General features: G+C 39.8%; 16 protein-coding genes. 7 read left to right on the top strand and 9 right to left on the bottom strand.

Annotated features, from left to right (window positions below):
* Positions 1-38: 38 nt before the first annotated feature.
* The 4 genes from ACJJVZ_RS03870 to ACJJVZ_RS03855 all read right to left on the bottom strand — a co-directional run bounded on the left by ACJJVZ_RS03870 (position 39) and on the right by ACJJVZ_RS03855 (position 5,730).
* Positions 39-1,340 (bottom strand): DEAD/DEAH box helicase, encoded by a 1,302-nt coding sequence (locus tag ACJJVZ_RS03870; protein WP_405598325.1) that lies wholly within the window; start codon positions 1,338-1,340, stop codon positions 39-41.
* Between the two features lie 189 nt (positions 1,341-1,529).
* On the bottom strand, positions 1,530-2,906 hold the full coding sequence (locus ACJJVZ_RS03865; protein WP_405598323.1) for a P-loop NTPase fold protein: 1,377 nt from the start codon (positions 2,904-2,906) through the stop codon (positions 1,530-1,532).
* A 199-nt stretch (positions 2,907-3,105) separates the two neighbouring features.
* Entirely contained in the window at positions 3,106-4,926 is a 1,821-nt protein-coding gene (glmS, locus tag ACJJVZ_RS03860; RefSeq protein ID WP_405598320.1) for a glutamine--fructose-6-phosphate transaminase (isomerizing), read from the bottom strand.
* 39 nt (positions 4,927-4,965) lie between these two features.
* Positions 4,966-5,730, bottom strand: coding sequence for a DeoR/GlpR family DNA-binding transcription regulator (locus ACJJVZ_RS03855; RefSeq protein WP_096794005.1), 765 nt, complete (start codon positions 5,728-5,730; stop codon positions 4,966-4,968).
* Between the two features lie 138 nt (positions 5,731-5,868).
* On the opposite strand from ACJJVZ_RS03855, the gene ACJJVZ_RS03850 reads away from it, so the two are divergent.
* On the top strand, positions 5,869-6,396 hold the full coding sequence (locus ACJJVZ_RS03850) for a sugar O-acetyltransferase (protein WP_405598317.1): 528 nt from the start codon (positions 5,869-5,871) through the stop codon (positions 6,394-6,396).
* A 77-nt stretch (positions 6,397-6,473) separates the two neighbouring features.
* Entirely contained in the window at positions 6,474-8,099 is a 1,626-nt protein-coding gene (locus ACJJVZ_RS03845) for a tetratricopeptide repeat protein (protein ID WP_405599071.1), read from the top strand.
* A 259-nt stretch (positions 8,100-8,358) separates the two neighbouring features.
* On the opposite strand, the gene ACJJVZ_RS03840 is transcribed toward ACJJVZ_RS03845, so the two are convergent.
* The gene (locus ACJJVZ_RS03840) at positions 8,359-8,823 is read right to left on the bottom strand and encodes a hypothetical protein (protein WP_405598314.1); all 465 of its coding nucleotides are present in this window, start codon (positions 8,821-8,823) and stop codon (positions 8,359-8,361) included.
* A 352-nt stretch (positions 8,824-9,175) separates the two neighbouring features.
* Between ACJJVZ_RS03840 and ACJJVZ_RS03835 the strand changes: the two genes are divergently transcribed.
* Together ACJJVZ_RS03835 and ACJJVZ_RS03830 are read left to right on the top strand one after the other, a co-directional pair.
* Positions 9,176-10,816, top strand: coding sequence for a hypothetical protein (locus tag ACJJVZ_RS03835; protein ID WP_405598311.1), 1,641 nt, complete (start codon positions 9,176-9,178; stop codon positions 10,814-10,816).
* Positions 10,817-10,888: 72 nt separating this feature from the next.
* Positions 10,889-12,874: a hypothetical protein gene (locus ACJJVZ_RS03830; protein ID WP_405598308.1), complete on the top strand. Its 1,986-nt coding sequence runs from the start codon at positions 10,889-10,891 to the stop codon at positions 12,872-12,874.
* Between the two features lie 63 nt (positions 12,875-12,937).
* On the opposite strand, the gene ACJJVZ_RS03825 is transcribed toward ACJJVZ_RS03830, so the two are convergent.
* Genes ACJJVZ_RS03825 through ACJJVZ_RS03815 form a run of 3 tightly spaced genes read right to left on the bottom strand, consistent with a single transcriptional unit; the run spans position 12,938 to position 17,302 of the window.
* Positions 12,938-15,334 (bottom strand): FtsX-like permease family protein, encoded by a 2,397-nt coding sequence (locus tag ACJJVZ_RS03825; protein WP_405598305.1) that lies wholly within the window; start codon positions 15,332-15,334, stop codon positions 12,938-12,940.
* Position 15,335: 1 nt separating this feature from the next.
* Complete coding sequence (locus tag ACJJVZ_RS03820) at positions 15,336-16,037, bottom strand: ABC transporter ATP-binding protein (RefSeq protein ID WP_138585638.1); 702 nt, start codon at positions 16,035-16,037, stop codon at positions 15,336-15,338.
* A gap of 11 nt (positions 16,038-16,048) precedes the next feature.
* Positions 16,049-17,302 (bottom strand): efflux RND transporter periplasmic adaptor subunit, encoded by a 1,254-nt coding sequence (locus tag ACJJVZ_RS03815; RefSeq protein WP_405598302.1) that lies wholly within the window; start codon positions 17,300-17,302, stop codon positions 16,049-16,051.
* A 225-nt stretch (positions 17,303-17,527) separates the two neighbouring features.
* On the opposite strand from ACJJVZ_RS03815, the gene ACJJVZ_RS03810 reads away from it, so the two are divergent.
* Positions 17,528-18,934: a sigma-54 dependent transcriptional regulator gene (locus ACJJVZ_RS03810; protein WP_096794025.1), complete on the top strand. Its 1,407-nt coding sequence runs from the start codon at positions 17,528-17,530 to the stop codon at positions 18,932-18,934.
* Positions 18,935-18,936: 2 nt separating this feature from the next.
* Positions 18,937-20,256, top strand: a complete 1,320-nt coding sequence (locus tag ACJJVZ_RS03805) for a sensor histidine kinase (protein WP_405598298.1) — start codon at positions 18,937-18,939, stop codon at positions 20,254-20,256.
* A 272-nt stretch (positions 20,257-20,528) separates the two neighbouring features.
* Here the strand turns inward: ACJJVZ_RS03805 and ACJJVZ_RS03800 are convergent, their stop codons facing one another.
* On the bottom strand, positions 20,529-20,975 hold the full coding sequence (locus ACJJVZ_RS03800) for an REP-associated tyrosine transposase (RefSeq protein WP_077536502.1): 447 nt from the start codon (positions 20,973-20,975) through the stop codon (positions 20,529-20,531).
* Positions 20,976-21,215: 240 nt separating this feature from the next.
* Here ACJJVZ_RS03800 and ACJJVZ_RS03795 point away from each other — a divergent pair, with 240 nt between their 5' ends.
* A complete protein-coding gene (locus tag ACJJVZ_RS03795) occupies positions 21,216-21,347 on the top strand; it encodes a hypothetical protein (protein WP_405598295.1) in 132 nt (43 codons plus the stop codon).
* Positions 21,348-21,375: the final 28 nt, after the last annotated feature.

The following is a 21,375-nucleotide window of genomic DNA, read 5'->3' as shown; positions in this document are numbered from 1 at the left end:
GCGTCTTTTTCGTTTTATATCGCCATTAAAAAGTAGTTCTACTTACGGCGCCAGCCGCTCCATACATCATCTATATCATCGGTTTTATTTTTGTTCTTTTTCTTACCTGTGCCTTCAGGTTTTGCCATTGGCTTTTCGTTTTTAAGCGCCTGAGCGGCATCAAGGTTTGCTTGGTTTACAGCAAAACCTGCCACTTCTTCACGCTCTAAACGTAGTTTGTTTTTCTTCTCGATGATTTTAAAGTGATGAAAGTCTTCGTAATCAATTAGTGATAACGCTAAACCGACTTCACCGGCACGGCCACTTCGGCCAATACGGTGCATGTAATCAGCAGGGCTGCGCGGTAAGTTGAAGTTTATTACCACTGGCAGCTTTTCAATATCTAAACCACGAGCTGCAATATCGGTTGCAATAAGTACTTCGATTTCGCCCGCTTTAAATTTTTCTATTACACGAGTTCGCTCACTTTGGCCTTTATCGCCGTGGAATACTTGCGCATTAACACCGCGCTTTTCAAGTTTGCTGGCTAAGTGCTCACAATCTTTTTTGGCGTTCACAAAAATCAGCGCTTGGCGCCATTTATGGGTTTTAATTAAATGCGCTAAAACAGTGGTTTTTTCGCCTTTATTTACCGTAAACACGCGTTGTACAAGTGTGCTCTCTTCTTTGTTTTGTACTTGTATTTCAACTGGATTATTTAGCAGCTCTTGCGTTAATTGTGTTACTTGCTCAGGAAAGGTCGCTGAAAACAACATAGTTTGTTTTTTAGCAGGCATTAACGCTAGAAGCTCAGCAAGTTCTTCGGTAAAGCCAAGGCTTAGCATACGGTCGGCTTCATCAAGCACTAGGGTAGTTACTTTATCAAGCTTAATAGCGTTGCTTGAGATTAAATCAAGTAAGCGACCAGGTGTTGCCACAATAATATCGGCGCCGCCGCGTAGAGCCTGCATTTGTGTATTAACCGACACACCACCAAACACCGCCACCGTTTTAATCGCGCCATTGAAGTTTGCAGAATACGACTTAACACTATCGGCCACTTGTGTAGCAAGCTCACGAGTCGGCACTAAAATAAGCCCTGTTACAAAGTTACCTTTGCTTGCAGTACTTTTAGCGCCTTGCTCTAGGAAAGCCTTTTGCAACATAGGCAACGCAAACGTTGCTGTTTTACCTGAGCCAGTATTTGCCCCTGCAATTAGATCACTGCCCGCAAGCACACTAGGTATAGCCTTAGCTTGAATAGGTGTAGGCTGGGTATATTCCAAATCGGTTAAACGAGCTAATAGCTCTGGAATAAGGCCAAGTTCGGAAAAAGTGCGAGGGCTTGTGGCTGAGGTCATATTTATTACGAGCTTATTGCTAAAAAAGTAGCCTGCAATTTTAGCGTATTTAGCGCTTATTAAGTAGGGGTTAGTGATTTAAATGTTTTCATAGGTAACAGCTGCGCGATTCGAGCTACAAGCTCTAAGTATACTTTAGCTCTGATTATTTTTGCTCATTAATACGAAAAGGGAGTTTTCCCCCTTTCTTTAAGATATAAAACGACCTGCACGCTCAACTAACTCAGGGTAATGTAATATCGAAAACTGTCGATTTTGGTTAAAGCTAAAGTCATATAGGATCATGTCGCCAAGCTCCGCTGAACATTGTTGAATTTCTGAAGATTTTATTCCGGTTTTTCCTAGTAACTTACTTATAATGCTAATAATTTTACCTTCATAGGCTTTATTTGAGTCCAAGTTTGATTCAGGGTTACTCATTTTTTCAATAAAAATATTCCAATCTTGACTGGAGTTAGTATGAAATTTATCTTTCCACATTGGTATCGTAATTTTATATAATTCTGGCTTACTTATTTTTAGGATAGCTAAAAATACTAACGGTAACGTATATAGCCTTTCTTCAGTTGTTAGCTGAATTGCTTGTAAAATCTTTATGGCTTGTTCAATATCTCGTAAACCCGCATCACATAAAAGAGCTGTTTGAGCCAACAAATAAGCATTACCACTTTTATGCACAGCAATTAACTTATCATCATTAACAAGCTCTGTTTTCCATAAGTACTCTGAGTAAGACAAGCGATTTGGTGGTGGTAGATGATAAATTTGATCGAAAAATCTATTTAGGTATTTTTTAGATTCAAAATTATTACCATAAATAGCCTTGATTGAATGACTTAATTGCTCAGATGCAGTAGCAACAACAAAGTAAACGCACGGTATTTGGAATAAATGTTTAATTGTCTCGAGTAGTTCAATGGCATAACTAGGTCTACATCTGTCTAACTCATCTACGAATATAAAAATTGGTTTTATATCCTTACCTGCCTTTTTCGCGATCTCCCCTAAATTAGTCTTAAAAGTAATAATACTATTTTCTATGCTTTCTTGATGTTCTAACGCAATATTTGTTGCTTGAGTAGTTAGACCTTCAACTAATCTATTTGTAGCTTTTTTATCTATATCGGATGCTTTACTTTCCTCACCATCACTCTCGATTAATTCGTTTATTTGATCTAGAGAATAGCCCGTCAATTTTTTTGCTATAAAAGATAAAAGTAATGGAGCGGCAGCAAGCTTGAATTTATTCCATTTATTTTTTTGGCTTGCGTTGGCCTTTTTACTAAAAAAAGGTTTTAACTCTTTATCGATCGCAGAAATAAAACCAAGCAAAGGGTTATCTGTAAAATCCTTCTCCCAAGCATTAAAATAAACAACTTCGCAGCCTTGTGACTTTAAATCACTTCGCCAATTTGTAAGAAAATAGGTTTTACCAAATCCCCATTCAGCATCAATATTTAATACAAAAGGTTCCTCTTTCTTTACTGTAAATCGATTGAGTAAGTAAGAAGTTAGATATTTTGCATCTTCAATTCTATTTAACTTATCGTCATTCCATGGTTCCATTATTTATCTTCCCTGATTTTGTTTATAGCTATATTGCCATGAAGACATTGATTACGAAACATTGTATTCAAACGAAGTTATTTTCACTGTTATTTAATTTAAGTACCTTGCAGTAATAAAACACGGCTTAAATTATTCACAAAAAAAGGCGCATTGAGCGCCTTTTTAGTTTTAACTAACAAACAATAACTTATTGATTTTATTCAACAGTAACCGATTTAGCTAAGTTACGAGGTTGGTCTACGTCAGTGCCTTTAATTACTGCTACGTAGTACGACAGTAACTGTAATGGCAAGGTATAAACAATTGGCGCAATAATGTCGTCAGTGTGGTTTACGTTGATTACACGCATTGTGTCATCTGATGCAAAGGCTGAATCTTTATCTGCGAATACGTAAATAATACCGCCACGTGCGCGTACTTCTTCTACGTTTGATTTAAGCTTTTCTAGCAATTCGTTATTAGGTGCGACAACAATAATTGGCATGTCGGCATCTATAAGCGCGAGTGGCCCATGTTTTAGCTCGCCAGCGGCGTAAGCTTCTGCATGAATGTACGAAATCTCTTTAAGCTTAAGCGCACCTTCCATTGCAATTGGGTATTGCGAGCCACGGCCTAAAAACAGTGAGTGGTGCTTGTCGGCAAACTCTTCTGCAAGATCTGCAATGCCATCAGCGAGTAGTAATGTTTCTTCAAGCTTAGCGGGGAGTACTTTAATTGCATTTACAATTGCGCTTTGATCAAGACCTTTTTCTTGCGCGATAGACGCAGTAAGCATTAACAAACCAACTAATTGCGTAGTAAATGCTTTAGTAGATGCCACGCCAATTTCAGCGCCCGCTTTAGTCATAAAGGCAAGGTCTGATTCGCGTACAAGCGATGAGCCAGGTACGTTACAAATGGTCATTGAGGCCATGTAACCTTGCTGTTTAGCTAGGCGTAATGCAGCTAGCGTATCGGCTGTTTCGCCCGATTGAGAAATAGTAACAAGTAGGCTGTTTTCGTGTACAAACGACTGACGGTATCTAAATTCAGAAGCTATTTCTACATTACAGCTAACACCAGCAAATTGCTCAAGCCAGTAACGTGCAACCATACCTGAATGGTAAGACGTACCACAGGCAATAATTTGCACATGTTTTACATCTTTAAATATTTGCTGAGCGCTGTCGCCAAAGGCATCAATTGCTACGCGGTCGTCGTTTAAACGTCCTTCAAGGGTATTACGTACAGCAAGTGGCTGCTCGTAAATTTCTTTTAGCATGTAATGGCGGTAATCGCCTTTGCCTGATGCATCTTGCGTAATGTTTGATTCAATCACTTCACGCTCAACGGCGTTACCGTTTGCATCAAAAATTTCGACTGTGTCGCGGGTAATACGCGCTACGTCGCCTTCTTCTAAAAAGATGAAGCTGCGAGTAACAGGTAATAATGCAAGTTGATCAGACGCAATAAAGTTTTCACCAAGGCCCAAACCAATAACAAGTGGGCTACCTGAGCGCGCTACAATAATTTCGTTGTCGTTGTCTTTATCAAATACAACGGTACCAAAAGCGCCTTCAAACTGTTTTACAGCAGCTTGAACAGAGGCTAACAATGTAGTGTGTTGTTGGCGTAATTGATGAATTAAATGCACCATAACTTCGGTATCGGTGTCTGATAAAAATTCATAGCCGTCGCCTTTAAGCACAGCCCGTAAGCTTGCATGGTTTTCAATAATACCATTGTGCACAAGTGCAAGCTGGCTATTTGAAACATGTGGATGTGCATTGGCTTCTGTAACGCTACCGTGTGTTGCCCAGCGAGTATGTGCAATACCTGTATGACCGCTAACACCGGCTTGTTCAAGAGCCGCTTCTACGTTAACTACTTTACCGACTGCTTTTACGGTATTAAGTGTATTGCCATCAAGCAAGGCTACGCCTGCGGAGTCGTAACCACGGTATTCAAGGCGTTTAAGGCCTTCAACTAAAATTTTATTTACTGGGCGTTCTGCAACTGCCCCAACTATTCCACACATAGTGTCTCCATTAATTTTTAAATACTTGCTACTGAGTAGCTATTGTATGATCTCTGCGCAAATTAGTTTTACACCACACGCCTCAATTGCTTTGCGTTTATCGTCAGCTAAGCCGTTGTCGGTTATTAATGTGGTTACTATTTTCCACGGTAATTCTAAATTTGGTATTTTTCGGCCAATTTTGTCAGATTCAACCATTACGATTACTTCACGAGCAGCTTTTGCCATTACTTGACTCAAGCCCACCAACTCATTAAAAGTGGTTGTGCCACGTTTTACATCTATGCCATCAGCACCAATAAATAGCTGATCGAAGTCGTAAGAGCATAATACATTTTCGGCAACTTGCCCCTGAAATGACTCAGAATGCGGGTCCCATGTTCCACCGGTCATCAAAAGTGTTGGTTCGTTTTCGAGTGCTAACAAACGACTAGCCACTTTAATGGCATTAGTCATAACAACGAGCCCGCGCTTATTTGCAAGCTCAGGGATCATCGCAGCAGTAGTGCGCCCGCTATCTATAATAATGCGGTTATGATCTTTTATAAGCTTTGCTGCAGCTTTTGCTATTGCGACTTTGCGCTTAGAATCTATTTCATCGCTAACAATCTCTTTTGGTAGCGCAATAGCACCACCGTAGCGGCGCAGCAATAAGCCACTTTTTTCAAGCGCGGTTAAATCTTTTCGAATGGTTACTTCGGAGGTTTGAAACTGCTGTGCTAACTTTTCAACCACGACTTCTCCTAGCTCATTAACCTGAACCAAGATATTGTGACGACGTTGCTGTGTGTTTCGTTTAGTCATAAATTAAGTTTCGTTTCGAAAGTTATTAGATTTTAAACGAAATAAGTTAAATGACAAGTGAATGAATGAAATTAAAGCAGCTTTAATCAAATAATAATAAAGGTAGAATGCCATAAGCTTTATTTTAAAAGAAACCACATGCAAGTATTTACTAGTTTAAACAAAGAATATTTAGCGCTGCGCAAACAAACTGGCGACACCTGCCGCCTATTTAATAAAAGTCCGAGCAAAGGCAACTTAAAACGTATTAGAGAGTTATTTTTGGAATGTGGTGAGGGCGTTATAATTGAAGCGGGCTTTCACTGCGATTACGGCAATCAAATTACTATTGGCGATCGTACTTTTATAAACATTAATTGCACTGTATTAGATGCACCAATTAGTGAAGGTGCAATATCGATTGGCAGTGACTCCTTAATTGGCCCTAATGTACAGCTACTAGCGGTATCTCATGCAGTTGAGCCCAAACAAAGACTGCAGAAAGAAAACTTTGCAGCACCAATAACTATAGGTAATAACGTATGGATTGGCGCCGGAGCTATTATTTTGGCTGGTGTAAACATTAATGATAATAGCGTGATTGGTGCCGGCTCGGTAGTCACCAAAGACGTAACCGCTAATACCGTGGTTGCAGGAAATCCAGCACAAAAAATACGTAACATTTAATAGTCATACAATCTTTATGACGAAAAGTTAATACTGTGTTATTTTTAGTCTAACAAAAATGCAACTCGTACTTAGTGATGTTTCTAAATATTGTTTTTATTATATTTTTACTTTTTTCTTATCCGATATCGGCGAGTGTTTGTGAGCAAAATAAATCGGTTGATATAACGAGTGATATTTTAACCTGCAAGCAAAAAATCAATAAACTCAAGCCACACTCAACTGCATCATTTGAGGCTAAATTAGAATTAGCTGTACTGTATAGACAAGCTGGTGATTTAGCCTTAGCAAACTCAGAGCTTGAGCAACTACTTAGCCAAAGTTTAAGTATTTCACAGCAATATCATGTAACACGACAACTCGGTATTAATGCATACAGGCAAAGAGGTTATATTCAATCTCTTACTTATTTTCATAAAACACAAAAGCTTGCTACGCAGTTAAAAAACTTAAGTTATGAAGGTCAAACATCGAATGATCTTGCTAATGTATATCAAGCGCTTGGAGATTTAGACACCGCTTTAACTTTATTTTTAAACAGTTACGACATTGCTAAGCAATTAAACGACTTAAAACGCCAAGCCGTTACTTTAAATAATTTAGGTAATATATCGCGAGATATTAATCAATTAGATGATGCTATCGTGTCATTTCGACAAGCACATTTACTGCATACACAACTTGGCAATCAAACAAAGGCAAACCATACGCTGATAAGCTTAGCTGAAGTGTTTTTTAAAAAGTTACAGTTTGATAAAGCGATAAACCTTATAAACACAACGCTCACGCAGTTAAATAATAGTGGTGCGCATACTCAAGCTTCACGTGCCTACTTACTACTCGCTGAAATCGCTTTAGCTCAAAATAAACTTAATGAGGCACAAAAATGGCTCGCAACACAAAAACGTACCCGTAGCCTTATTCAAAATGACAAAGTCGACCAACGGGCGCTATTAATAGAAGCAAAACTAAAACAACTAGAAGGTAATGACACTGAAGCACAAGTGTTATTAAAACAAGGGTTAGCTAAAAACCACAATCAAAACAGCCAACTAACAGAGTTATTTTACATCGCACTCGCTCAATCACAACAACAATCAAAACAATACCGTGATGCGCTAAGTACGCTTGAAGATTACAATACAATGTTACGCCAAAATCGAGCTGATACGGCCAATCTATACCAGCTACGCTTGAAGCAAGCCGATATTCTCCCAAATAAGCCACAACATAACTATTTAGCTCTTTATAATATATTAGCGGTATTTAGTGCCTTTATAGTAGGCGTGTTGCTCAGCTATAAATATTTAGCACAAACAAGAAAACCTCTAAATACAGTGAACAACGCCGCCCCCAACGAAGCTATCGACACAGAGCAAGACACTCGCCAATTAATTGTAGAAGTCATGACGCTATCGCTGAGTATTTGGGAACAAACAAGCTCAAAAACAAGAATTGAGCTAGCAGAAGAAAGTAAAATGTGGAAAGTAAACATTGATGATGGTCGGCTGCGGGTGCGAACCTTAGAGCGTTATTTAGCGATTAAAACACTGCCTAAAAAACCTCGCTGGCATAATATAATAAAAACCGCACATTATGTTATTAACCACTGCAACGAAGAACATGAAGATATACATAAACTAAAGCAACAAATACAAAAGCTTGAAATACTTGCTAAAGCCTCACCTCACTATTTAACCTGAACTCTGGTTAAGAGATTTACTAACATATTGAATCATGGTGATATTTAAATTTATTTTCTCTAGCCAAAGATTTTCAGTGAAAACAAGGCGAATTTACGCGTCAATAGCTGGCCTATTGCAAGTAAATTCAACGCAGTTAGCGCTGAAAATAGCTGCTAGAGATAGATTTATTATCCAGAGTTCAGGTTACTTAACCTGAATCAGAATTAGAATTAAAAAGCACAAGGTATCACTTATATCACCTCGTGCTACGGTTTAACTATTTTGCTGTATCACAGATATAACACGCTAATGTAACGCCCATGCTAGCTTTAAATTTTTGATGGTGCTCGTCCCCTTTAAATTCGTAAGGGCCTTCAAAGCGAGTAAATATTTGCATATCTGGGTTTAATGTATTATCAAAACGCATCATATTTGAGTGTAACGACTCACACATATTGTTTCCCATATCGTAAGCTAAGCGCCAATCATCAAACTGACCACAATCTAACATTGGGCTTTCTCGACCTGATGCAGAAAGTCTTTTTTCCGTACACCCACTACTTGTATCACTTTTTAAAAATGAAAACGTTCCTGTCGATATTTTCATCGAAGCGAGCAATATTGTTTGCTTTTTAGGGCAGTTTTGCGCGTTAACTTGAAGTTCTTCTTGCAGTATTTTTGCACTATGAGCATGCGCAAAGGTTGTTAGTAACAGACTTGATATTAAAATTGTATATTTCATTATATTTACCTCCATTTATTTACTTAATCCTATTGTTGATGCTGTATTTACATACCTATTAAATACAAAACCAACTCAAAAAGTGTGCATCAAAGAGAGGTAAATCACACTTAAAATCATGGGGCAATTGGGTAAAAACGGGTAAATTTATTTTTAAGTTATTGTATTTAAATATATATAAATTTATTCAATTCAAAAAATAATGCCCAGCATGTTTACACCCCCTTACTTTTCTCACTTTTACCTAACTCGCCCCCTGCTGACCCTGCTAATTCCTTTCGTGATGAAAATAAACAAGCAATATAAAAGGGCACATTATTTGTGCTTATTTATTATTTATGGAGGAATAAAAATGAAACGTACATTAATGACACCACTTGCTTTAGGTTCTCTTGTATATATGGCAATCATAAGTACCACTGCATTTGCAGGTACTGTTGAAAATACCAACCACCGTACTACCGCTTTAGAAAATGATTATGGTGCAATGGCACCTGCTCAAGTTAGCAAACAAACTTGGCAGACTATTTCAGCGTGGTCTACTGACTCGCTTTCTTTGCTTGATTTTATGGCTGAAAACGATGAAGAAGCGGTACTCAATCATTATATTGAAAAACTAACAGCAACTTATCGGGCCGAAGAAATCTTAAGCCAAATAAAAGAGATAGACGTAAATGCGCTTGATTTATGGTCTACGGTGCTTGCTGATCACTCACCAGAGGACAGCTATTATCTTACACGCTACCTTATACAATATAAGCCGGCTCTTTTTAAACAATGGTTAACAATGCAAAAAATGCTCTCGTTAGCTGAGTTTGTCGAAATAAACAATCCACGATTATTTGAAGCGTGGTTTGAAAATTACGCAGCGCCTAAGAAAAAAGGGCTCTCTGTTTTAAGCTATAACAAGGAAATGGATCCAACTACTTATAATGAAATTAAAGAGTTATTAAATAAAGATGCAAAGGGTGGTCCAAAGTCAGCCTGTGCCTGCCAAATGGTAGTGCCAAATACAGGCTCTGGTACCGTGGTAACAAATTACCCTTCAACCCCATCATCACCTGCACCTGAAACGTCTAGTGACAATAAAGGAATGTCTAAACATGGACTTAACTTTACCAGTACTGCTTATGGCGCATTTCATTCAGGCGATGGTGAGCGTTGGTCAAAACATAAAGCGTATGGCTACGACAACACAATAAGTCATAACTCTACTGAGTTTTCGGTAAAAATGCTGTGTGCCGATAAAGCGGGTTTTGATTGTAATCAAAGTAATTCATGTTCAGGAAACTTAGAAGTTAGAGGCACTTATGCCTCGCGTTTCCATGTAAAAGGGACCGCAAAGCAAATTTGGTCAAAAGCCACTAATGCACACTCTGCCGATGGTGCAAAGTTTGCCGTTGATTTACCTGGTTCTGCCCCTGAGATTGTATTGTTTAATAAAGCCGGTGGTGCAGCAATGAGCTTTAACACTGGATGGGATATTAACTCAGTGCTGGGCACTATAAAAGCAGCTTTAGGTATTACTGCTGCAATAGTAAATGACAATGCGGGTAGCTTACTCGATGCACAACTTGCCAGTGATTTAATTACTAATATTGCAGGCATAATTACCCGTTCGGGTAACGAAGCGAGCGTAAATTCGACAATGCGAGCTCGATTTGATTCATCTGACGTAAGTCCATTTTTGTTGCAACCCAACGAAGTTTACCACTTCACGCTCGACTCAGAAGCCCACGTTAAAGCACGAGGTTATGGCGGTTATTCTGATAGTCATTTTGAGTTTGGTAGCTCTGGCGCTGTAATGTATGCCGCTAACCACTTTACTTGTGGCACAAATGTTACCGCCCCCATGCCTACCGGTTTATGGTTTTATGCCAGCCAGTCAGGTCCTGATAACACCGCTTCTCTTCGTAGTGATGTAGAAAATTGGCTATCTATTCAGCTCAATCAGGGTGTTAATGCTTCGCAGCAGCAAGGGGTTGTATATTAAGCACTGCAATCGAACTTATAAAGGGTAGGTGTTTCCTACCCTCTTTTGTATGTTTAAAGCAAAGGAATCATCATGAAAAAACTACTTACACTTTTTATCACTGCACTTACAATAACAGCAAGTATGCATTGTGTTGCTATAGCAAAACAATTTGATACAAGCACACTACCCGTACTATTTTATGCAAACCAAGAGAGCTATTTAGCTCAAACACCTTGGTTTAATTTTGCGTATCAGCAACGCAAAATACAACTACAAACTTGTAAAGAAGAAGCGTGTGTTCAACGTTTACAATTTTTAGAACTCCAAGAAGGCGATCAAAGCCATCAACATAATAATGGCTCCGCTTTTTTAGGTAACGCCGATAAAACACACACTTCAAACACTTACTCAAAGCTTAAGTTAGGCCAAAGTAATCACAATACGTTGCATGTTAGCGGTAACCAGCGGCGTATTCTTTTTTCTTTTAAGATCACTGAAAGAGGCACTCCACTTCAATTTAAATTTGAAGACGAACAAGATTCTTTCACCTCAGAAAATCAACAAGCGCTTATTCGCTCATCTAAGTTATGTATATCAAAGTGTGAAACAACATGGCAGGCATTCAGCGTAGATAAGGAGGGTCAATACACTCCAATAACTTTCCACCAGCAGGCGCAAGATCAGTGGGTTGTTAAAGAATTAGATAACACTATTAGAATTGAATTAACCGCTTTATTTGGTCAATATTCGGCGCCCTTACATCAGTATCACAACGAGGAAGTGTCGTTTTCAAGCTATCAAATAAATGGCAAAGCACTTATAAATACACAGAGTCATGATCAACAAAACCAATATATTTTTGAGCAAACAAAAGTAATTGGTTTAAGTGGGCACACATGGGTTTTGCAGCAAGGCAATACACTGCAATTAACCGATAACCACGCTAGCATTTTAAAATCTCGCAAACTATCAACTTGGCATATAAAAAAATTGCTAAATAGCTATATATCAAAGCATCGTGTTTATTTGTTAGCCCAAGTAAATGAGCAATATCAAACCCCACCTGCAAAGCAAACCGTGATAGCCCAATACCCCAAGCAAAAACAAAGTAAAATGCGCCCGGTAGTACTCTATGAGTTCGATTTAGCGCTTAACTTAATATCTAGCACCACACTCTATTTGCCTGAAAGTGAACTACCGTATGCACAAATAACACTTCAGTCGTGGGGAGTATTGGTAGGCACAGGTGAAGCCGCTGCTGCATCGGTTAATCACACTTATCAAAGCAACCAGTCATCTGCAAATATGACAAACTGCCCAATGATAAATAACGGTTATGGTTATGGCTTATTATGCTGGAAAGCATTAAACAACCCAGCTATAAATTATACACCTAGTGCAGCTAGTAGCATGATCCCAGTAACGGTTGTCGACAATACAACGCCAAACCTACTTAACCAACTGGAGGCAAACCAACATGGAATAATATTCGATAATAGCGGCACTCCTGTTGACCCTGGCGGCTCATGGACACATGCAGATAACGTTGCAATAAACAAAGAAGACTTAGGCCTATCAATTGCGATGTATCATCAACGTTGGCATTCACCTGTCGCGGCAAATATTATTTTCCCCGCAGGTAGCTCTTCTCGTCCTGTTATGTTTAGAGCTGTAGAATATTCTGCAGCAAATACCAGCAACCTCCCACACAATGTGTGCAATCAGTTTGCTGCTAGTTCTGGCTACCCTGAATACCAAGCCGCTGATGCATGTATGACGCAAGCAAACTTTGGCCTATTTAGTTTAGAAAGCCTGAAATTTGATCGCTGGCAAGGAGGAAGTTACCATCCCGATCAAAGCGTAAGTGGCAATGATAATAGCTGGTTTCCGTGGTTTACTAATTTTGTTGGCGACCCTCCTGTCGAAGAAGCTTTTACAGCTGAAGCGGTCCATGAAATGGTGGCTCGTATACGTATTAACGCTGCAAATATTGGAACTTTAATACAAGATTCATACATTGACGGGCACTTGTATACCCAAGCACATGTACCAGGGTATTACATTTCGTATCAATAAACTTTACGATACAAAAAAGGGTTAGTGTATTCACCAACCCTTTTTTAATTCACTGAGCTTTATTTACTCATAACGTAAAGTAAGCGATGGCCGTGTGCTTGCAGCTTTAAATGCAAGGCTTGCAACCGTGAGCCAAGTAATTACTGCAACACTAAGGGCTGCAATTAAATAAACCCACAGCGCTTGATCAACACGCTCATTAAAATTAGCGAGCCAATCGCCCACCAGCCAATAGGTTAATGGGTATGCAATGGCTACACTCACCAACACTAAAATTAAAAACTCTTTTGCCAGTAGGTTCATAATACTAATACGTGATGCGCCAAGTACTTTGCGTACCGCCACTTCTTTTTGGCGACGAATTGTGGCAAACGAAGCTAAACCAAATGTACCTAAGCAGGTTAAGAATACCGCAAGGCCCGTAAAAATAAGTACTATAAAAGAAACACGCTCATCAGCTTTTAAAACCGCTTTATAGTTTTCAGCTAGTAGGTTTATTTTTGGCTCATAAATATTAGACACCTCAGCCAAGGCTGCGATCACTTCTTGCTTTATAGCTGGGAGCTTATGCAAATTAACTGTTAAAATCACTTCAGATACCGGTGCTAAATAGTTAAAGCCACATAAAAACATAATGTTAGAATTTGCATCTTGTGCATTACCAATTTTTACATCTTTTACAACACCGACAACCCGCATATCCACATTACGCCCTGTGTCTTTAATTGTTTGTCCAACAATATCAGCCACATTGCTATAACCAGCCTGCTTGGCAACGGTTTCTGTAATAATTGTACCCACCGTTGTAACTCCGTTTGCTCGCGTCGCCCAGTCTGAGGAAAACTCACGGCTAAAGTCTCTACCAGCAATGAGCGTAAGGCCTAGCCCTTTTACGACATCAAAACCAGAACCTATCACAGGGGTTATTCCACCTGATGATTCTCCATTGGGCCAAGTTGGCTGTAATGTATTATTAATTGAAACGGTTAAACGGGTATCAATAATCGTTGCTTGCTCTACGCCATCAATAGCCGTCAAGCGATTAATGAGTGCGCTAGGCTGCTGCGTAAATACCGATTGCACAGGCAACTCTGAAACCACTAAGCGTTGCTGTGTTTGATAGCCCAAAGGAAGACTTTGTAAGTGAGATAATTGGTTTAATAACGTAATCGAGGCAATGATCAGGCCTATTGCCAATGAAGCTTGTAGGGTTAATAAACTTTTACGCACCCAAGTAGCTGTACTGCCTCGTTGTAAATCGCCACTTAATACTCGTTTAGCGCTAAATGATGAGATAAACAATGCAGGGTACAAACCGGCAAGTATGCCTACAGCAATCACCACGCTCATAATACCCAAACCAAAGGCTGAAAAATAAATTACGACTAGCTCACGATCGACTAACTGATTAAAGCTCGGTAATAACAGCTCTACTAATACACATGCAGTAATCATCGACAATAACGCAACCAACATAGACTCAGCTAAAAATTGCGTTACTAACTGCCCTTTACTTGCGCCAAGCGCTTTACGCACCCCAACTTCTTTAGCACGCCTTGTGGACTGCGCCACCGTCATATTGATAAAGTTAAAGCCCGCAATTAAAATAAGCAACACACTCAAACCCGCACAAATCATTACGACTTGCTTTGCGCCACCCGCTTTCATTTCAAATGGTGATTTGGCTATTAAATGTAAGTCTAATAGTGGGTGAAATTCAATGGCAATTTGCCCCGCCATTTGCCCATTAAAGTATTGATTAGAAAGTGTATCCGCAAGTGCGATTGGATCGGCCTGTGGCGCTAAACGCATATAAACGTAGCTACTATTCATCATAAGGTTGCTCGGGTCATGTTTTACATACACTAGGTTTTTAAATGCAAAGTGAGTATTGCTTGGTAAATCCGCAAACACCGCCCGTACAGTATATTGCCCTTGTTCGTGCTGTAGCGTATTACCAATAACATTCACAGAACCAAAAATACGCAGTGCTTCAGACTCACTCAATGCTAGGCTACCAGGTGTACTCATAGCATTTTTTAAATCGCCAGCCAATGTGTTCATATTGATAAAATTCTCAATATTTGGAGTTGCTCCATATAAATCGCTGAGCTTAAAACCCTGATCGCGATACTGTACGTCAACCATCGCCTCTCTAGTCATCGACACCATAGTCAAACCAAAGACTTCTTCCACTTGGCTATACTCGACTGCCTTCGCTCCTTGTGAATAATTGAAGATTGGGATCACAAATAAGCCCAACTTCGAGAAGTCTTGGCCTACGCGGTAAACACGTTCAGCATGTGGCTGCTGACTATCGTAAGACAGCTCATTTTGTGCGAACAACGCCACTAAAATAGCTGAAGCTAAGCCAATACTTAGACCTAATACATTTAAAATAAAATGTTGTTTTTGCTGTTTGAACGAACGCAGCGCTGTAATAAAGTAACTTATAAACATGCTATGCAACCTCCATCGTTTGTTGTACGTTATTTGCTTTATCAAGCATCACTTGGCCATCAAGTAGGCGTACTAGACGATCTGCGTAATTACCCTCTTTATCAGAGTGCGTAACCATAATTACCGTGGTGCCTTCTTTATTTAATTCGCGGAGCATTGCCATTACTTCATCACCATTTTTTGAGTCTAAATTACCCGTTGGCTCATCGGCTAAAATTAGCTTAGGGTTAATCACCAAAGCTCGCGCTACTGCTACACGCTGCTGCTGACCACCCGATAGCTGCTGCGGTAAATGATCGCCTCGATGATCAATACCCACTCGCTTTAAAATGGTTTCAACACGCTCTTTACGCTCACTTTTTGAAATTTTTTGATATTGCAAAGGCAGCTCTACATTTTGATAAACTGTCAATTCATCAATTAAGTTAAAGCTCTGAAATACAAAACCAATTGAAGCTTTACGTAACTCTGCTAATTGTTTTTCGCTATAACCTGCAATGTCAGCACCTGCAAACTCAAAGCTTCCACTCGTTGGCGAATCTAACATGCCTAAAATAGATAATAAGGTTGATTTACCACAGCCAGATGGGCCCATAATTGCTAAAAAATCACCTTCTTTTACGGTTAGAGTAATATTGCTTAGTGCAGTTGTTTCAACATCTTGAGTACGAAATACACGACTTAAATTAGTTAGTTTAATCATTATTGTTATCCTTAAAATTGTAGTTGTTGTGCTTTTTCGAAGTTGCTGTAGCTTGAGATGATCACTTGATCTCCTGCTTTTAGCCCTTCAAGCACTTCAAAATAATGTTGATTTTTTTTACCTAAACGAATATCACGGCGCAGTGCTTTATTGTTACCTTGCTCAATTACGTAAACCCAATTACCACCCGAGTTTGTGAAAAATGCGCCTCGATTAAGTAATAAGGCATCGTTTTTATTGTTGCCAAGCATTAACTCAAGGTCGATGCTTTGGCCACGCTTAATACTTTTAGTGTTACTGGGTAAGTCCACTTCGATTTGAAATTGAGACTGCTGTACGCGGCTATCGATTTTGCTCACTTTGGCAGTAATAGCGTCATCATCAAGTTCAATCATCACAGCCATATCGCGCTGCACCTGATTTAAGTAAAACTCATCAAGACGTACCACTAATTTATACTCGTTGGGAATATCGATTTGTCCGAGTCGTGCGCCGCTGCTTTTTGATTCGCCAATTTCTACATCAAGCTCACTTAAATAACCTGATACCGGTGCTTTTACTAATAAGTTATCGAGGTTTCGACGAGCAAATTGAAGGTTTTTCTCGAGCATTTTAGCGCTGTCTGACAGCTGTGCAACTTGCACTTCACGTATTGATTTTTCTTGCTTTTGACGCTCAAGCGTTAGCTCCTTGCGAGCATGGTAATAACTTAAATCTTCCTCAAGTTCGGCTAATTTATCTTGCGCCAACACCCCACTTTTAACTAATGGTTTAGTTTGTTTTAAACGGCGTGTTAAATGCGTAATCTTTAACTCTATTTCTAATAAGTCTCGGCGTAAGTTTAAGCGACTGGTTTCCATATTCATTTGCGTATTACGTAAAAAATTAAGCTGCTCTGTTACTTGAGCCTCACGGCCCATAACATCAAGTTGCAAGTTAGTATTACTCAAGCGCACCAAGGGTTGGCCTGCTTCTACAAATTCGCCTTGCTCTACCAAACGCTCCTCAACTTGGCCACCGGCGATAGTATCAAGATAAATACTGGTTTTTGGCACCACTTGACCGCGTAAGCTCAACGCATCTTTAAATGCACCTTGTTTAACTGTGCTAACCGTAAGGCTGCCAAGCTCAACATTTTGGCTACGACCTGTATCGCTAGTTTGCGTAAAGCCATACGCAGCCGCCGCAACACCTAAGGCCATCGTTGCAAAGATGAATTTTTTAAAATACTTTTGAGTAAATGAGCGTTCTATTTTCTTATCCATGTTGCCGCCTTAATACAGGTTTAATTTAACTAATTACCTATTGCTATTACAAAGCGTATGCCAACTTTAATTATTCTTTAATTACAACAGCTTGAATAATTACTTATACAGATAAATACTTTAAGTGTCCGTTTATAGAACACTTTTTATTTTAATAAACGTCCATTTATGGACACTGTTCCTTTTTTGTTTTAGGCTAAATAAAACTCTATAAAAATAAAAATCATGAAACACACAGGCTCAGTTTTAATTGTTGACGACAATCCCGATATTCTCATTGCAGCACGCTTGCTATTAAAGCAACATTATCAAAGCGTAAAAACTACTGATAACCCCTTTGATATTGCTGGCATTATTAGCAAGCAACGAGAAAGCGATCAGCCCATTGACGTGATTTTATTGGATATGAACTTTAGCCAAGATTCGATTAGCGGCAAAGAAGGGTTTTATTGGCTCAAAAAAATCATTGAGCAAGACGCCAATATAGTGGTGCTACTGATGACCGCTTACAGTGATATTCAGCTTGCGGTGGATGCCATTAAAGCGGGTGCCTCTGATTTTATTGCTAAACCTTGGCAAAATGAGCAATTACTTGGCGCAGTTGCTGCTGCGTTCTCGCACGCAAAAGACAAGCAACAAGTTGGTAAACTTACTCGCCAAAAGCACGGCCTAAACCAAGCACTAAATACGCCTTCGTTTAAATTTTTAGGGCAAAGCGCAGCAATGCAGCAAGTATTTAATACCATTGAAAAAGCCGCAAAAACCGACGCAAATATATTAATCACTGGCGAAAGTGGCACAGGAAAAGAGCTCACCGCTCACGCAATTCATCAAGCAAGTATGCGTAGCGAACACACCTTTATGAGTGTAGATATGGGCGCAGTGGCGCAAAACCTGTTTGAAAGTGAGCTATTCGGCCATAAAAAAGGCGCGTTTACTGACGCTAAAGCTGATCGAATTGGTAAATTTGAACTTGCCCAAGGCGGCAGTTTATTTTTAGATGAGCTAGGTAACCTTCCGCTAGAACACCAAGCTAAATTACTCGCCGCATTGCAAAACCGCCAAGTAACTCCGATCGGCGGCAGTAAAACAATTGATATTGATATTCGCCTCATTTGTGCCACTAACGATAATCTTGAGCAAGCGGTCGCTGAAGGTCGCTTTCGTCAAGACTTACTGTATCGTATTAATACTGTTGAAATCAGATTACCTCCCTTACGTGAGCGCAGTGATGACATTCCATTACTAGTAGATTATTACCTAAATCATTTTTCACAAAAATACAAACGCGACTTAACCATTGCAGCAGATGATATGACATCACTTTGCCAATACTCATGGCCGGGCAATGTGCGTGAGCTAGCCCACGCCATAGAGCGCGCGGTAATATTAAGTGAAGGCGAAAATCTTGATGTGAGTTCAGTGGTTGGTAATACTACAAGTAACGTCAATAGCACTAATAACCCAATCGAAAATAATAATGCATACGATACTTTTGATTTAGAGGCACTTGAACAACGAACTGTTCGTGCAGCCCTTACTCACCACCAAGGCAATGTGAGCCACGCTGCCAAAGCGCTTGGTTTAACGCGCGGTGCTATGTATCGCCGCCTTGAAAAGTATGGATTATAAAGATGCGACCTTATTTTTCCCTCGGATTTAACCTAGTCGCATTAAGCAGCTGTAGTGCATTACTGTGCTACTTACTTATTAATAAGGGTTTCTCGGCAACATTATTGTTAGTCGTCTTGGTTAGTATTGCCTTGAGCGCCCATATTTTCACACTATTTACTCGCCAACAAAAACAAGCTGAAATAGTTATTCGCGCACTCGCTAATGGCGATAGTACGCTGGGTCTTAGCCAGTATCACCCAATGCGCCAGCAGTTCGATCAAGTAAAAGCACAAATGCAAACCGCACGCTTTAATGCCGAGCAACAAGCTCAATTTTTACAAGCATTACTCATTCATGTCGATTTGGCTGTGTTGGTGTCTGATAACAGTGGCCAAGTGATTGAATCAAACCCCGCTGTAAGTAAGCTTTTAGGTAAAAACGTTAAGCACTTGAGTGAATTAGGCGCTGTGGGTGATCTTCTTTTAAAAGCCGATCAAAACGTACGTAATACCCTGCATTGGCAAACAGGTGAACAACAAGATACATTATCAATTGCACTCAGTATCGCCGAAATTCAAGGTAAAGTTCGCCGCGTTGTCAGCATACAGTCTATTCACGACCAATTGCAGTTAAAAGAGCAGCAGGCCTATAAGCGCTTAACTAAAGTGCTAACTCACGAAATAGCGAATTCTATAACGCCACTTTCATCACTCGCTAACACGTGCACCACTTTATTACCGCAAACGCTGTGCTTTGATGAGCTTGAAGATAAGCAAGACTTACAACTCGCACTCACTACACTTGCGTCTCGCACTGAGCATTTAGGTGATTTTATAGCACGCTTTCGTCAAGTAAGTAGCTTACCTACACCTAAATTAGCGCCTTATAATTTAGCTAGTGTGCTCACACAAATAGTTGCATTACATCAGCAGCAAGCACTTAGCCAAGGCACTACTTTTGAGCTTAATATTAATACCCAACAATTAGTGATGCTCGACAACAGCCAAATAGAACAAGTACTGGTTAACTTAGTTAAAAATGCACTTGAAGTACTCGCTACAAGCCAACAACATAACGCGCAAAATCCTAATAAAACACCAACGATTCAACTCACCCTCGCACAAAATCACGCACAACAGCTTTACATTGAAGTCAGTGATAACGGACCTGGTATTGCTGAACATGTTATTGATATGGTGTTCGTGCCCTTTTTTACTACCAAACAACAAGGTTCGGGTATTGGTTTGAGCTTGTCGCGGCAAATTATGCTCAACCACGGCGGTGATTTGGTTTATGTACAAAAACCACAAGGTGCATGCTTTAGATGTGTGTTTGGGTGAGTAATCAGTAGATCGTCGTTCACAGCAACAACATAAAGTAGCAACACTCTAGCAAGCTACTTTACGCGCTAAAGCACGTCCACTGTAGGTCGTCATTTATGGCGACAACACAAAGTAGCAACCCTACAGCAAACCACTTTACGCGCTAAAGCACGTTCTACGTGTAGGTCGTCATTTATGGCGACAATACAAAGTAGCTTAACCCTACAGCAAACTACTTTACGTGCGAAAGCACGTCCTACGTGTAGGTCGTCATTTATGGCGACAAATACCTACAAATATACTGAATTCCAAAAAGGGTAATCACCAAGCTTGTTAACTATGCTACGCCTTAAAGGGTTCGCTGCAATGTACCTTGCTATTTCAATTCTATTTTCTTCTTCTCGTAAAGCATGATCATAATACGCAGGCTGCCACACACTTTGACGAAAACCACGAACCTTATTTACTCGCCAAGATGATAGCCCTTTTAAATGACCAACCACATTGCCTAACTTAGCCCCTTTAAGCTGTAATAAACCATGAAAGTGATCAGGCATAAGAACCCATGTTAACCAGCGGCACTGGTGACTAAATTCATTATCAGCAATACATTTGCAAAAAGTATTGGCAAGCTCATAGTCACTAAATATGTTCTGCCTATTCTGGCACGTGATAGTAATAAAATATTCGCCGGACTGAATTGATACTCGCCCTTTTTTTAAATCACTCCAACTCATCCAAAACTCCCTCTTCTAAACAAAGTTTCATTTAAAAAGGTAGCTCAGTTATCCCAAGGATGCCTGCTGTAGGTCGTCATTTATGATGACAATACAAAGTAGCAACCCTACAGTAAACTTCTTTACGCGCTAAAGCACGTCCTACATGTAGGTCGTCATTTATGGCGTCAACACAAAGTAGCAATCCTACAGCAAACTTCTTTACGCGCTAAAGCACGCCCTACATGTAGGTCGTCATTTATGGCGACAATTCAAAGTAGCTTAACACTACAGCAAACTTCTTTAAGCGCTAAAGCACGTCCTACATGTAGGTCGTCATTTATGGCGTCAACACAAAGTAGCAACCCTACAGCAAACTTCTTTACGCACTAAAGCACGTCCTACATGTAGGTCGTCATTT

The sequence above is a fragment of the Pseudoalteromonas sp. Ld19 genome (genome assembly GCF_045064135.1).
Classification (GTDB): Bacteria; Pseudomonadota; Gammaproteobacteria; order Enterobacterales; family Alteromonadaceae; genus Pseudoalteromonas; species Pseudoalteromonas aliena.
Note: the sequence above shows the minus strand (reverse complement) of the source record. Positions and strands in the feature narration are given on the sequence as shown.